General features: G+C 69.9%; 11 protein-coding genes. 5 read left to right on the top strand and 6 right to left on the bottom strand.

The genetic code is table 11. From position 1 onward, the window contains the following. Positions 1 to 89 precede the first annotated feature (89 nt). The 4 genes from ACQRWP_RS04995 (at position 90) to ACQRWP_RS04980 (ending at position 4,951) form a co-directional block, all read left to right on the top strand. Positions 90 to 1,115, top strand: coding sequence for a polysaccharide biosynthesis protein (locus tag ACQRWP_RS04995; RefSeq protein WP_430501020.1), 1,026 nt, complete (start codon positions 90 to 92; stop codon positions 1,113 to 1,115). Then, positions 1,112 to 2,410 (top strand): glycosyltransferase family 4 protein, encoded by a 1,299-nt coding sequence (locus ACQRWP_RS04990; protein WP_430501019.1) that lies wholly within the window; start codon positions 1,112 to 1,114, stop codon positions 2,408 to 2,410. Before ACQRWP_RS04995 ends, ACQRWP_RS04990 begins: the two co-directional genes overlap by 4 nt. After that, positions 2,407 to 3,321, top strand: coding sequence for a dTDP-4-dehydrorhamnose reductase family protein (locus ACQRWP_RS04985; RefSeq protein ID WP_430501018.1), 915 nt, complete (start codon positions 2,407 to 2,409; stop codon positions 3,319 to 3,321). The genes ACQRWP_RS04990 and ACQRWP_RS04985 overlap by 4 nt, the downstream gene beginning before the upstream one ends. A gap of 244 nt (positions 3,322 to 3,565) precedes the next feature. Next, positions 3,566 to 4,951, top strand: a complete 1,386-nt coding sequence (locus ACQRWP_RS04980; protein ID WP_430501017.1) for an O-antigen ligase family protein — start codon at positions 3,566 to 3,568, stop codon at positions 4,949 to 4,951. Positions 4,952 to 5,020: 69 nt separating this feature from the next. Here the strand turns inward: ACQRWP_RS04980 and ACQRWP_RS04975 are convergent, their stop codons facing one another. The 6 genes from ACQRWP_RS04975 to ACQRWP_RS04950 form a co-directional block, all read right to left on the bottom strand. Then, positions 5,021 to 6,274, bottom strand: a complete 1,254-nt coding sequence (locus ACQRWP_RS04975; protein WP_430501016.1) for a glycosyltransferase — start codon at positions 6,272 to 6,274, stop codon at positions 5,021 to 5,023. Positions 6,275 to 6,279: 5 nt separating this feature from the next. After that, positions 6,280 to 7,527, bottom strand: a complete 1,248-nt coding sequence (locus ACQRWP_RS04970) for a glycosyltransferase family 4 protein (RefSeq protein WP_430501015.1) — start codon at positions 7,525 to 7,527, stop codon at positions 6,280 to 6,282. A gap of 32 nt (positions 7,528 to 7,559) precedes the next feature. Further along, positions 7,560 to 8,579 carry a glycosyltransferase gene (locus ACQRWP_RS04965; RefSeq protein WP_430501014.1) on the bottom strand — a complete coding sequence of 340 codons (1,020 nt, stop codon included), beginning with the start codon at positions 8,577 to 8,579 and terminating at the stop codon, positions 7,560 to 7,562. Positions 8,580 to 8,635: 56 nt separating this feature from the next. Then, positions 8,636 to 9,973, bottom strand: coding sequence for an oligosaccharide flippase family protein (locus tag ACQRWP_RS04960; RefSeq protein WP_430501013.1), 1,338 nt, complete (start codon positions 9,971 to 9,973; stop codon positions 8,636 to 8,638). A gap of 128 nt (positions 9,974 to 10,101) precedes the next feature. Continuing rightward, on the bottom strand, positions 10,102 to 11,058 hold the full coding sequence (locus tag ACQRWP_RS04955) for an NAD-dependent epimerase/dehydratase family protein (RefSeq protein ID WP_430501012.1): 957 nt from the start codon (positions 11,056 to 11,058) through the stop codon (positions 10,102 to 10,104). Positions 11,059 to 11,226: 168 nt separating this feature from the next. Then, positions 11,227 to 11,745 (bottom strand): DapH/DapD/GlmU-related protein, encoded by a 519-nt coding sequence (locus ACQRWP_RS04950; RefSeq protein WP_410821259.1) that lies wholly within the window; start codon positions 11,743 to 11,745, stop codon positions 11,227 to 11,229. 255 nt (positions 11,746 to 12,000) lie between these two features. Here ACQRWP_RS04950 and ACQRWP_RS04945 point away from each other — a divergent pair, with 255 nt between their 5' ends. After that, positions 12,001 to 12,912 (top strand): NAD(+)/NADH kinase, encoded by a 912-nt coding sequence (locus ACQRWP_RS04945; protein ID WP_430503126.1) that lies wholly within the window; start codon positions 12,001 to 12,003, stop codon positions 12,910 to 12,912. The last annotated feature ends 24 nt before the right edge of the window (positions 12,913 to 12,936 follow it).

Below are 12,936 nucleotides of genomic sequence, written 5' to 3'. Positions count from 1 at the left end.
TCCAGGTGCTTGGTCTTCTTAGGACGGTATGGTCCGAATCTATGACAACTGCGAACCCCCCTGTAGTGGCGGAAAGGGCTGGAGGAGTTGTGATTTCCTCGCTGTCGGATCGACGTTTCCTGATCACCGGCGGGACCGGCTCCTTCGGGCAGACCATGGTCCGTCGCCTGCTCGACGCCGGGGCCTCCGAAGTGCGGGTCCTCAGCCGCGATGAGTCGAAGCAGGACGCGATGCGGCACCGGATCCGCGACGACCGGGTCCGCTACTACGTCGGCGACGTGCGCGACTACGACTCGGTTGCCAAGGCCAGCCGGGACATCGAGTTCGTCTTCCACGCCGCAGCCCTCAAGCAGGTCCCCTCCTGTGAGTTCTTCCCCCTGGAGGCGCTGCGGACCAACGTGTTGGGCAGCGCCAACGTCGTGGACGCCTGCGAGCGGAACGGCGTCGAAGCGCTGGTACTGCTCAGCACCGACAAGGCGGTCTACCCGGTCAACGCGATGGGCATGACCAAGGCGCTGATGGAGAAGGTGGCGCAGGCCCACGCGCGCAACAACCCGGCCGCCCGGACCCGGGTCTGCTGTGTGCGCTACGGCAACGTCATGTACTCCCGAGGATCGGTCATCCCGCTCTTCATCGACCAGATCCGCAAGGGAACACCGCTGACGGTCACCGAGCCGACGATGACCCGCTTCCTGATGTCGCTGGAGCAGTCGGTGGACCTGGTGGAGCACGCCTTCCGTAACGGTCAGCCGGGGGACGTCTTCATCCGCAAGGCTGACGCCTGCACCATCGGCGACCTGGCCACGGCGCTGTGCAACCTGTTCTCGGTTCCCGTCAAGATGAACGTCCTCGGGATCCGGCACGGCGAGAAGCTCTACGAGACCCTCGCCAGCCGCGAGGACCTGTCCCGCGCCGAGGACTTCGGCGACTTCCTCCGCGTCGCGGTGGACAGCCGGGACCTCAACTACGCCCTCTACTTCGACGAGGGCAGCGTCGACCGCGGCACCCAGGACTTCAACTCGCACAACACACGACGTCTCGTCGTCCCGGAGATCGAGTCGCTGCTGATGAGCCTGCCGGAGGTGCGGGCGCACATCGACGCCGCCGCGGCGTGAGCGCCCCGACCAGCGGCGGACGACCCGACCGGGTAGCACTGGTCAGCCAGTGGTTCCCTCCGGAACCGGCGCCCTTCGCCGAGGGGATCACCGACTCGCTGCGCCGCCAGGGATTCGACGTCGACGTGCTCACCGGGGTACCGAACTACCCCAAGGGCGTCGTGTACGACGGGTACTCGGCCATGCGTCGGACCGTGGAACTGCGCGACGGGGGCCGGGTCGTCCGCACACCACTGCACCCGAGCCACGACCGGTCCGCGCTCGGCCGGGTCGCCAACTACCTGAGCTGGGCCGCGTCCTCCTCGCTGCTCGGCGCGTCAGTCCTGCGCACCGCTGACGTCGCCCTGGTGTACTCCTCACCGGTCACCGCCACCACCGCGGCCATGGCGGCACGACGACGCTGGGGCACCCCGTACGTGACCATGGTGCTGGATCTCTGGCCGGACTCCGTCTTCGCCACCGGGTTCCTCACCGACGGGGTGGCCCGCCGGCTCGCGGAGACGAGCCTCGGCTGGTTCACCGAGCGGACGTACCGCTGGGCCGATCACGTCACGGTTCCCGCGCCCGGCCTGCGGGACACGATCATCGCGCGGGGGGTTCCGGCCGAGAAGGTCTCGGTGGTCTACAACTGGGCCGACGAGAAGGTCATGCAACCGACCGAGCCCGAGCCCGGCCTGCGCGCCCGGCTGGGCCTCCGCGACGACGACTTCGTGCTGATGTACGCCGGCAACCACGGCCCGGCGCAGCGACTCGACACCGTGATCGACGCCGTGGCCCGGCTGCACGACCTGCCGGACGTCCACCTGGTTCTGGTCGGCGACGGGGTGGAGAAGGGCTCGCTGATAGCGCAGGCCGCGCAGAGCCGACCCGGCCACGTCCATTTCCTCGACCCGATTCCGCCGCAGCGCCTGGCGGCTCGAATGGCGGCCGCCGATCTGCACCTCGTGTCCCTGGCGAACGATCCGCTGTTCAGCATCACCCTGCCCAGCAAGGTGCAGTCGATCATGGCCTGCGGCCAACCCGTGCTCGCCTGCGCGCCCGGCGACGCCGCTCGGGTCGTCCGCGACGCCGGCGCCGGCTTCGACGCCCAGCCCGAGGATCCGGAGAACCTGGCCGAGGTCGTCCGGCAGGCCCGGCAGACGCCGCGCTCACGGCTACGGGCGATGGGGCACGCCGGCCGCGACCACTACCTGACGCACATGAGTCAAGCGACAAACGTGCAGGTCCTCGCCGACCTGCTCACCGATGCGGCACGGCGGGCCAGGAGCGGCCGCCGGGACAAGGAGTCACGATGACCCGACGCGTCCTCGTCCTCGGCGCGACCGGGATGCTGGGCCACGCACTCGTCCGGGAGTTGAGTGCGGACCCAACCCTCGACGTGTACGGCGCCGCGCGGAGCATGGAGGGCCGCGCGCACCTCTTCCCGCCCGAACTGCTCGCCCGGATCACCCCGGCGCTCGACGTCAGCCGGTTCGAGCAGGTGCGACAGGTCCTCGACGACATCCGACCGGACGTGGTCGTCAACTGCGTCGGCGTGATCAAACAGCGCCCGGACGTCCAGGACGCCGTCCAGACGGTAATGCTCAATGCGCTCTTCCCCCACCTGCTGGCCGACGCCTGCGCCCAGCTCGGCAACCGTCTGGTGCACGTCAGCACCGACTGCGTGTTCTCCGGCAGTCGCGGTGGTTACCGGGAGAGCGACCTGCCGGACCCACCGGACCTCTACGGGCAGTCCAAGCTGCTGGGCGAGACCACGCTGGCTCCCGCGCTCACCCTGCGGACATCGATCATCGGACACGAGTTGACCACCAACCGGTCACTGCTGGACTGGTTCCTCTCCCAACCGGGCCGGGTGGGCGGGTACACCAGGGCGATCTACAGCGGAGTGACGACTGTCGAGTTCGCCCGACTGCTACGCGAGGTCATCCTGCCCCGCGAGGACCTGACCGGGCTGTACCACCTCGCCGCCGAGCCGATCTCGAAGTACGACCTGCTCCGGCTGGTCGCCGACGTGTACGGCTGGCGGGGCGAGTTGTCGCCGGACGCCGACTTCGTGCTCGACCGGTCGATGCGCGCCGAGGCGTTGGCGCAGGTCACCGGATACCGCCCGCCGTCCTGGCCGGACATGATCCGGCTGATGCACGACGCGCGAGCCAGGTGGAACGTGCCCGAGACCGTGGCGAGCCGACACACCGCCCGGGTCTGAACGCACGTACGCCGGGTCGGCCGCACGCCGACCTGTCTCCCGACACATCTTCGCGACCACGGCGGACCGGCGGGTTTGCACCCCGCCGATCCTCAGAGTCGCGACCAGGACAACGCGCCGATGCCGATCCAGGCCGGCAGGAGCCGAAGGACATCACGTGGTAGAACGACTTGGCCTCGTCGCCCTCGTCGTTGGGGCAGTATGTCTCACGGCGGTCACGACAGCCTTTGCCGTTGGCGAACCGATGATCGCCGGCGGGGTGGCGCTCCTGTTCGTCGCGCTCTACCTCATGCGGCGGCTCGACGGTTTTGGGCGGATCCTGGCGGTGGCGACGGTTCTGCTGATCTTCGCCTCGTCGAACATGCCGTCGCTTGTCAGCTTCAGCTTCTACGCGCGTTACGTGGCGGTCGGCTGCCTGGTCGTCTGGGCGTTGCTGGGGCACCCCCGTGGAATTCGGCGGACCGACCATTGGACAAGTCTGTTCGTCACCGCGCTCTGGGCGACCGCAGCGCTGGCCGCACTGAGCAGCTTCTGGTCGGTCACCCCGTTGCACACACTCCAGCAGGCCATCGCGTTGCTGCTGCTGGCCGCGTTGACCCACGTGGTGCTCTGGCGCCGCTGGGCCGACGCGGTGGCCGTGACCGCCGACCTGTACGTGGTCTACGTGATCCTCAGCTTGTCGCTCGTGGTCAGTCTCGGCCTCGGCATCGCCGGCAGCGCGTCCGCCACCTCCTTCAACGAGCGGTTCCAGGGCTTGTACTCCAACCCCAACATGCTGAGCATCATCTGCGCCCTGACGATTCCGCTCGGCTGGGCGCTCTACCGGCAGTCGCGCAAGCGGACACAGTTGCTCGGCATCGTCCCGGCGGCCATCGCCCTCCCCATCACCGAGTCCCGCACCGCGTTGATCGCCCTCTTCGTCGGTGGCCTCTGGGTGGTGCTGCGGCACGGGGTCGGGCCGCTGGCCCGCCTGCTGGTGGTGACAGTCGGGGGTGTCGGGCTGGCGTACCTGTTCGGCATGCTCCCCAGCCTCGTCGGCTCGCCCTGGGTGCAGGCCATCGCCGCCCGGTTCACCGACCCGGACAATGGCGATTTCTCCAACGGACGTACCCAGACCTGGCAGGCGGCCGTCGAGCTGTGGCAGAGCCGTCCGACGCTGGGCTTCGGATACGCCTCGGGTTTCCAGCTGTTCGAACAGACCCGTCAGAACGGCTTCCTCGACGCCAACGTCAACCTGGTGCACAACAGCTATCTGCAGTGGCTGCTGGAGATGGGAGTCATCGGCGTCGCGCCGCTCCTGCTGCTCCTGTTCGTCGCGCTGAAGGCGGCGCTGGCTCCTGTCGGCGCACTCAATTCGGGTCTGGTCTGGCTCATCGTCACCGGCCTGCTGATCCAGGTCACCGAGTCGACGATGTTCGGCATGGGCCAGCCCTACCCGTACGTGTTCTGGCTCGCCGTGGCGGGCGTCTTGGTAAGTCCCCGCTCGGGACGCCACGTGTCCGGGGTTCCCGCGAGCGTTTACATCTCGGCACGTGCCGACGGCGGGTCGTACCCGCACAGTCCGACGGGCCAGCGGCAACCGACCACGGTGCACGGTTCGGCCCGGCGGGAGCGGATGTCCGTGCGCTGACCGCCTGACCGGGAAGCATCCGACGGCCGCCCCGTCGGGGCGGCCGTCGGCCAGCTCGGAACCTGCGAGTCAGCGCGCAGCGCGGGTGGGATCGAGGAAGGCTGTCACCCGAGCCCGCCAGGCACGGTGGTCGAAGGAATCGCGGGCCCGCTCCCGGGCCGCCCGGCTCATCGGCGCCCAGTCCTCGTCCCGCAGGCGCAACGCGCGCTCGATGCCGCGCCGAACGTCGTCCGGACCGTTGCCGTCGAGCACCAGGCCCTCCACCCCGTCCTGCACGTAGCTGGCGAGATCGCTGGTGTAGTTGAGCAGCACCGGACATCCGGCGGAGAGGCTCTCGGGCACCTTGGACGGGAACCCGTGGGCGGCGTATCCACCGGTGGGGCGCACCAACAGCGAGAAATGCGACTCGGAGAGCAGCGCGAGCACCTTGTCCCGAGGCACCCGGCCGAGGAATGTCACCTCGGCTGACACCGAGTCCAGCACTGATATGTCCAGGTCGGACGATGCGGCGGCGGCATCGCGGGTCACCCCGGCGATGGTGAGGCGTACCCGCGCCTGATCCTGCGGGGTGAGTCGGCTGATCCCCCGGAGAATGACGTCGAGCATGTCCTTGCGGCCCGGGGTGCCCGCGTACAGGAGCCGTAACCCGCCGGTCAGCGACGAGGACCGCGGCTCGGCGAACTCGTCGCAGTCCACCTGTGGCGGCACCACCAGGACGTCGACTCCCCGTCGTTCGAGGTAACCGCCGAGGGTGGTCGACACCGCTATGGCCCGGTGGACGAGACGGGTGGCCAGGAAGGTGGACCAGCGGTGCCGGACGAAGTACGGGGTCAGCCAGCCGCGCTGAAACTGGTGGCGGTCGTGCCGCTCGCTGGCGTCCACCACCACCGGGCAGCGCAGAGCCAGCCGTAGCACCGCCCAGTTGCCCAGGGTCATCATGGCCATCGGCAGCAGCACCACCGACACGTCACCGCGTACGACGCCGCGGCGACGCATCGCCCGCAGCACACGTATCGGTCGGGCGAGGCGGGCCGCCATCCGGGTGACCGGGTTTCCCCCCCTGGTTCGCAGCGTGATCAGCTCGATGCCCGCCACCTCGTCGCGCGAGGGTGCGGATCCGTCACACGGCCAGTCGTTGACCACCAGGGTCTGCGTGCCGTGGGGCGCCGCGCACCGGGCCAGCTGCAGCAGACGGTTCGAGGTGGCGTCCCCGTACGGGAAGCGGTAGTGGCCGACCAGGAGTGGACGCGGCCGGTCAACCCCCCGCGCTGGGCCGTCGTGTCTCTCGTGATCGGCGCCGAGCACCGTCGTCTGATCGTTCATCTGTCTCACCGTTCCGAAGCGGCCGGCAGCCGACTTCTGTTGTTGACAACAGGTGCGGACGGCGGGCCGCCAGACAGCCGCCGCCGGTAGATCGCCAGGTGCGTCTCGACTGCCGTCTCGATCGCGAAGGGGCTCAGCTGGAAGCGTTTGCTGACCGTCTCGGGATCCGTCGCCATGGTGTAGCCGGCAGCGGCCCGTACCGCCGTCGCCCAGACCGCCGGTGCCGCCTCGACCTCGACGATGGTGACGCCGGGCAGGTGCTCGTCGATGAAGCGCACACCGGGCAGATCGGCGGCCACCGTGCCGATCCCCAGGGCGACGGGTTCCAGCACACCGCCCGGCAGCCCTTCCAGACAGGACGGGTGCACGACCACATCGGCCTGACGGAGCAGCCCGCCCACGTCGTCACGCGGGCCGAGCAGGTGCACCCGATCGACGACTTCGTGCACAACGGCGGCGGCTCGGAGGCGGGCTTCGTCATGCTCGTTCGAGGGGCCGACGAACACGACGTGGGCGTCGACGCCCTGGTCGCGCAGACCGGCCAGGATCGGCGGCAGGAGCCAACGCCGCTTCTCCGGTGCGGCCCGCCCCACGCTGACGCAGAGCAGGTCGTCCGGGCCGGCCCCGGTCAGGGCCCGGAGATGGTGGCTGCTCGGCCGGTGGAGCCGGTCGAGGTCCAGACCATTGAGGACGACCTGACACCGCGGGTCGTCGCGCCAGGCACTGTGGTATCCGCAGGTGAGCGCGCTGGGCGAGACGCCGAGGATGTCGGTGGCCGAGGCCCGCAACAGCTGCCGCCAGAACCACCGCTGCGCCCGCCGACGCAGGTTCCGGTGCTGGTTGTCGTCGCCGCGGAAGTGCGCGACGCGGGTCGGGACGCGGCCAAGCAGAGCGAGGCTGAGGACCGCACCGGAGAAGTTTCCGCAGTCCACGTGGACCACGTCCGGACGTAACCGCCGCAGCAGCCCGAGGAAGCGCAGTGGGAACCGGACGTCGAGCGGGATCGGGGTGACCGACCCACCGTGTCGGACGGCCGCCCCAGCCAGGGGTCCAGGCCCGATCCGGTCGCTGAGCGTCACGAAGTGGACCTCCGTCCCGGCGGCGGCGAGACGCGGCAGCAGCTCGGCGGTCCGCATCTCCGTACCACCGAAGTTCAGCTCGCCGACGACCCGCAGGACCCGACACCGGCCGTCGTCGCCCTGCCTGTCCTGCCCGTCGCCGGCACCGACGCTGTCGACCTCGTACCCGGACATCCCGCCCCCCTCCGCTCCGTTCCGCCCTCTCGTCACGGACGGACCACCCGCGCCCCGGCCAACGGCGAACTGTCGGCCTGGCGTCCCGGGCGGCCCCGGTCGAGCCCCAGCAGCCGGGTGAAGTACGCACCCCGCTCGAACGCATCGGGTTCCGGGGTCACCGTCCGGTCGATGTCGTCGAGAGCGTCCGCGAGACTGTCCACGTCCGTCAGGCGGTACGGGGTCAGGGCGCTGCCCGCGACCTCGCGCGCCTGCGCGCTCTCCGGTGCCAGCACCGGCAGGCCGTAGACGCGTGCCTCGGCGAGCGGGTAGCCGAAGGACTCCACCAGGCACGGGAAGAAGACGGCGGTCGTCCGGCGCCAGTGCTCGGCCAGCTCGTGGTGCGGCAACTGCCCCAGCAGGTCCAGTCGCGGGTGTCGGGCCAGGTCGTCCGGCAGCTCGTGCGCGTGCGCGGTCATCCGCACCCGCACCGGTTGCTGGCGCCGGTCCAGCGCGGCGAGCAGCACGCGCAGCTCCGCCACCACGTTCTTGAACGGCGACGGCACAACCGGGACGAGGATCGTCGACACCCCGTCCGTGGGCACCCGAGGGCCGACCGGGCTGACCGGGTTCCCGAGCACCAGCAGTCGGTCACGAACCGCCGGCACCCGATCGGCGACCCGCTCCGCCATGGCCGAGCACGGCACGGCGATCACGTCGGCTCGGTGCAGCATGCCCCGGACCACGGGGATCTGCGCCCGCAGCGACCGGGGCTGCAACTTCAACAGGTGCCGCTCGGCGGGTGCCAGGAAGTGCAGGGCGTTGTGCACCAGGACCCGCCGCTCGGTGCCACGCCAGGCGAACGAGACGTTGTTCAGCGAGACGACGACGGGGGCGCCAGCGGCGGCGACCTCGCGCCGCACCAGCCACGACGACGTGAGCTGGCGGTCCCCTCCGATGACCCGGATCGGGGGGGTGCCGTCGGCGAGGAAGGCGTCGAGTTCGGTCTTGAGACGTCCGGCGCCGCCACCCGCCCCGCCAGCAGCGTCGATGACGACCTGCGCCTGGTTCATCAAAGGACTCCCATGGTGTCGAAGAGGGCCGACTGGCCGGCCGGGACGACGGATGGTCAAACTGCCACTTCGGATTCGCTGCGAGTGGTGGCACGATCGGACGTGGCCAGCGCCCGCCGGTAACCGACGATGGCGGCGGGCCACATGGTGAGCAGATAGGCCAGGCAGCCGGCAGCCGGCAGGCCCACCAGCCCGAACGCGCGCAGCCCGGCGAGCTTCAGCGCGGTCGCGAGCAGCAGGAAGGCAGCCCAGCCGACGAATTGCGGACGGAGGAGGCCGATGCTGTTCTGGACTAGGAGCAGCGGGGAGGCCGTCGCCACCAGGAATGACCAGAGCGCGAGTCCGGCCAGGACGGCGACCGGTACCACCGCCACGTCGACCCCACCGACCCACAGGTCGAGCAGGCGATGACCGCCGACGACCAGCGCGAGCCCGGCCGTTCCCACGATTACGCCGTTGAGCAGCACCATCCGTCGGGTGATCCGGCGTACCCAAGCGATCTCGCCTCGGGCGAGGGCGGCCCCGTTGGCTGGCCAGACCGTCATCCCGACGAGCCCGACGAAGAGCGAGAGGACGGCGAAGAGTTTCCCGACGACCGCGTAGTACGCGGCGACGCTGAGCCCGAGGACGTGCGCGACCAGTGGGCTGTCCACGTTGAGTGCGATCGACGACATCGCCGAGAGCGCGAAGAACTGCAGGCCCAGTCGAAGCAGGCCCACTGCCGTGGCCCGGTGCACCAGCCCGGGGCGCGGTCGCGCGGTCGACTCCTGGAGCCAGAAGTAGACGAGGGTGTTGACCAGGTTGGCCACCGGGACGGCCAGCACGGCGCAGGCGATCACCGTCAGTGGGCCACTCCCCGCGGCGATCGCGCCGAGCACGGCCGCCATCGAGGAGAGCGCACCCGCCGCCTGCCAAGCATTGCTCTGGGTGACCTGCGCGCGCGCGTACTGGATCCGCTGGATCAGCGAGAGCGGAACGTTGATCGCGAAGGCCCCGAAGCAGAGCAGGGCCAGGGTCGACGCCTCTGCGGCGATGGCGGGGTCGGTGACGCCGAACACCCGGGCCCAGGGCACCAGGGGCTCGAGCAGAGCGATTCCGGACAGCAGGGCGAGCGCGACCATACCGAGGGTGGCGTACGCGCTGGAAATCTCCCGCGCCCGCTGGCGGGGGTCGTCGGCGAGAAGACTGAGCCGGGTGAGCAGGCCGTTGCCGAGCCCCAGGTCGGCGAACCAGGCCATGCCGGTAAGCGCGGTGATCGCCATCCACAGGCCGTAGCGCTGCTCCCCGAGGTACCGGAAGCACGCGGGGGTGATGACCAGTGGCGCGGCGAGACCGACCCCCTTCGCGACCAGCGAGGTGGCGATGTCCACGCTGAGCCGGTGGTCCCGCCCCACCGGCAGGATCCGCGACAGGCCGCGTCGCGGTTCGGCCTCCGTCGCGGCTGATGTGCCGGGAACGGCGGGTGAAAGGGGCGCGTCGGCGGTGAGTTGTGCCCGCTCTACCCTGCTCGTCGCCTTCTGGGTCACCGCTGTGTGGCGTTTTCGACGGGCACCAGCCCGGCCATCCACTCGATCGTCGCCCGGAGACCGTCGGTGCGTGCGACCGGCACGACGTTCGGAAACAACTCCCGCAGCGTGGTGTTGTCGGCCGACGAGTGGGGAACGTCGCCGGCGCGGGGCGGCGCGTACTCGCGGGCGATTGGGCGGTCCAGCAGGTCGGTGAGTTCGTCGAGCACCTGCAGCAGGCTTGCCCGTGCTCCGAAGGCAAGGTTGACCGGGTGCGGGTGGTGCACTCGACGGCGGAGCGCGTCGAGGATGACCTCGCACACCGTGCCGACGAAGGTGAAGTCGCGGGACTGGGTGCCGTCGCCGTGCAGCACGACGGGCTCCCCCCGCAGCGCCCCGTGGACGAACCGGGGGATGACCGCGGCGTAGGCGTGGTCGTGCCGCTGGCCCGGACCGAAGACGTTGAAGAACCGGAAGGCCAGTGTCGGCAGGCCGAACGATGCCTGGTGGGCGAGGGCGTACGCCTCGGTGGCGAGCTTGCTGGCGGCGTAGGGGCTCATCGGCCGGGTCCAGGTGAGCTCCGCCTTGGGCAGTGCGGGGTTCATGCCGTAGACCGAGGAGGAGGAGGCGACCAGGACGTGGCCGACATCGTGTCGTCGTGCCGCTTCGAGGACCATGAGCGTGCCCGTGGCGTTGGCGTGGTGGGAGGCGAGCGGGTCGCTCAACGAACGGGGCACGCTCGGCAGCGCCGCCAGGTGGACGACCGCCTCCCGTCCGGCCATCGCCGCATCCAGAGCAGTCGGATCCAGGATCGACCCCTCGACGAAGTCGACATCCAGCCCGTCGAGGTTGCCGCGCAGCCCGACCGACAGGTCGTCGAGGATGGCCACCTCCTTCACCGCGGGATCGACCAACGCGGCACGGGCCAGGTTCGAACCGATGAAACCGGCCCCACCAGTGATCAGAATGCGCATCGACAGCCCCTCGGTGTGTGGATCGACCACCTGTACATCGAGCGAGGTCAGGGTGCAGTAACGGCAAATCCGTCATGGGAAGAAGGCGAGATTCGCCTACTTCCGTCGACCGGCCGCACCGGTACGCGACGGCGCCCGTGCCATCCAGGCCGCGCGCCACCGGCAGCGTCAGACCGTTGTCACCCCGTAGATCTTCTTGATCGCCTCATGCTTCGCCGGGACCGCGAGGTGGCCGATCCCCAGCGACTTGGCTTGCAACTGCTCCAGGTACTCGTCGGTGGTGCGCAGCGGGCGAGCCGGCACACCGGCCGCCACCGTGTTGTCCGGGATGTCGCGGGTGACGATCGAACCCGCCCCGATCACGCACCGGTTACCGATGTTGACCCCGGCCAGGATCATCGACCGCATGCCGATGTAGACGTCGTTGCCGATCGTGATCGGCGCTGTCCAGTCCAGCTCGGGGTGGTCCTTGCGGAGGATCAGGGTGCCACCGTCGTGGGTCACGAACTGGACCCCGGCGGTGATGAACACGTTGTCGCCCATGGTGATCAACCATGGTTCGGACCCGAACATCGCCCGGTTCACCGCGTAGAACTTGACCCGGCCGTTCAGCTTCACCCCGAGTGACCGGGCGAAAGCCTCAGGATCACGGGAGCCGGCGAGGTGGTCCTGGACCCTGCGGATCATGGTGCGAACGCGACTGGGCACCTGTTGACCTCACTTACGGAGCAATCGGCGGGAATGGCATACCGTCACCGGACCAAACACCTCCGTAACGATCCCGCCGAGTCGAGGTGACGGAGCTGCCCAGGAGTGCTGCGGCGCGGACGGTCGCCACCGTCGCCCCGGCGCGTCCCGCGCAGGACGTCGACGTGCCGGCGCACCTTCGCGGTACGGCGGGTGCGGTCGCCGCCGATGTGATGAGCTGTACGGGTGTCGGGGCTGGGACTTGTGCTGCACCCCACCCGGGATGTCACCGAGGTGGTCGGGATCATCGAACGGTGGGCGAAGCGTCACCACAAGACGCTGATGGTGCGCGAGGAGGACCAGCACCGCGTCTCGTCCTGCATCGTGCCGGTGCCGGCGGACGAGGTGGCGACCCGCGCCGACGCCTTGATCAGCGTCGGCGGCGACGGCACCATGCTGGGTGCGCTGCGCTCCGCCGTCCTCGACCCGAAGCCGGTGCTCGGCGTACACCTGGGTCATCTGGGGTTTCTCGTCGAGATCGAGCCGCCGGAGCTGCCCGACGCGCTGAGCCGGCTGCTGTCGAAGGACTTCACCATCGAGTCGCACGCCTGCCTGGCCTGCGACGTGTGCGGTGACGACGTCGTGGCGTTCAACGACATCGCGCTGGTGCGCCAGCCCGGCTCCGGCTTCGTCAGCGTCACCCTCGCCATCGATGGTCAGCAGTACGGCTACTACCGCAGCGACGCTGTGGTGGTCAGCACCCCGATCGGCTCGACGGCCTACAGCTACGCCGCCGGCGGCCCACTGATCTCCCCCGCCGCCGACTCGGTGGTGATCACGCCGTCGGCGCCGATGGCCGGCATCTCCCGGTCGGTGGTGCTCTCGCCGGACGAGAACATCCGGCTGCAGCTCCGACCCGACTCGTCGCCGGTCGTGGTGGAGATGGACGGGCTGGTGTTCCGCGACGCGGCGACGGAGGGGACCGTGGCCATCACGTACCGCCGCAACGCCGGCCTGGTGGTCCGTTTCGACCCGCTGCGCTACCAGGAGCGCAACCAGTTGAAGATGACCCTGCTCGACCTGCCGTTCCTCCCCGACCAGCTCCGCGAGCTGCTCCCCGAGGAACTACGCCGACGCACCCAACAAGAAATCCCCCCACCCTGCTAACCCACCCAACCCGCGCCCCGGCCG

Source organism: Micromonospora trifolii, assembly GCF_050516465.1.
Lineage (GTDB): Bacteria > Actinomycetota > Actinomycetes > Mycobacteriales > Micromonosporaceae > Micromonospora > Micromonospora trifolii.
Note: the sequence above shows the minus strand (reverse complement) of the source record. Positions and strands in the feature narration are given on the sequence as shown.

Coding starts and splice junctions, on each gene's coding strand:
- ACQRWP_RS04985 (WP_430501018.1), top strand. CDS start 2,407: ATGACCCGACGCGTCCTCGTCCTCGGCGCGACCGGGATGCTGGGCCAC.
- ACQRWP_RS04980 (WP_430501017.1), top strand. CDS start 3,566: ATGATCGCCGGCGGGGTGGCGCTCCTGTTCGTCGCGCTCTACCTCATG.
- ACQRWP_RS04975 (WP_430501016.1), bottom strand. CDS start 6,274: ATGAACGATCAGACGACGGTGCTCGGCGCCGATCACGAGAGACACGAC.
- ACQRWP_RS04970 (WP_430501015.1), bottom strand. CDS start 7,527: ATGTCCGGGTACGAGGTCGACAGCGTCGGTGCCGGCGACGGGCAGGAC.
- ACQRWP_RS04965 (WP_430501014.1), bottom strand. CDS start 8,579: ATGAACCAGGCGCAGGTCGTCATCGACGCTGCTGGCGGGGCGGGTGGC.
- ACQRWP_RS04955 (WP_430501012.1), bottom strand. CDS start 11,058: ATGCGCATTCTGATCACTGGTGGGGCCGGTTTCATCGGTTCGAACCTG.
- ACQRWP_RS04950 (WP_410821259.1), bottom strand. CDS start 11,745: ATGATCCGCAGGGTCCAGGACCACCTCGCCGGCTCCCGTGATCCTGAG.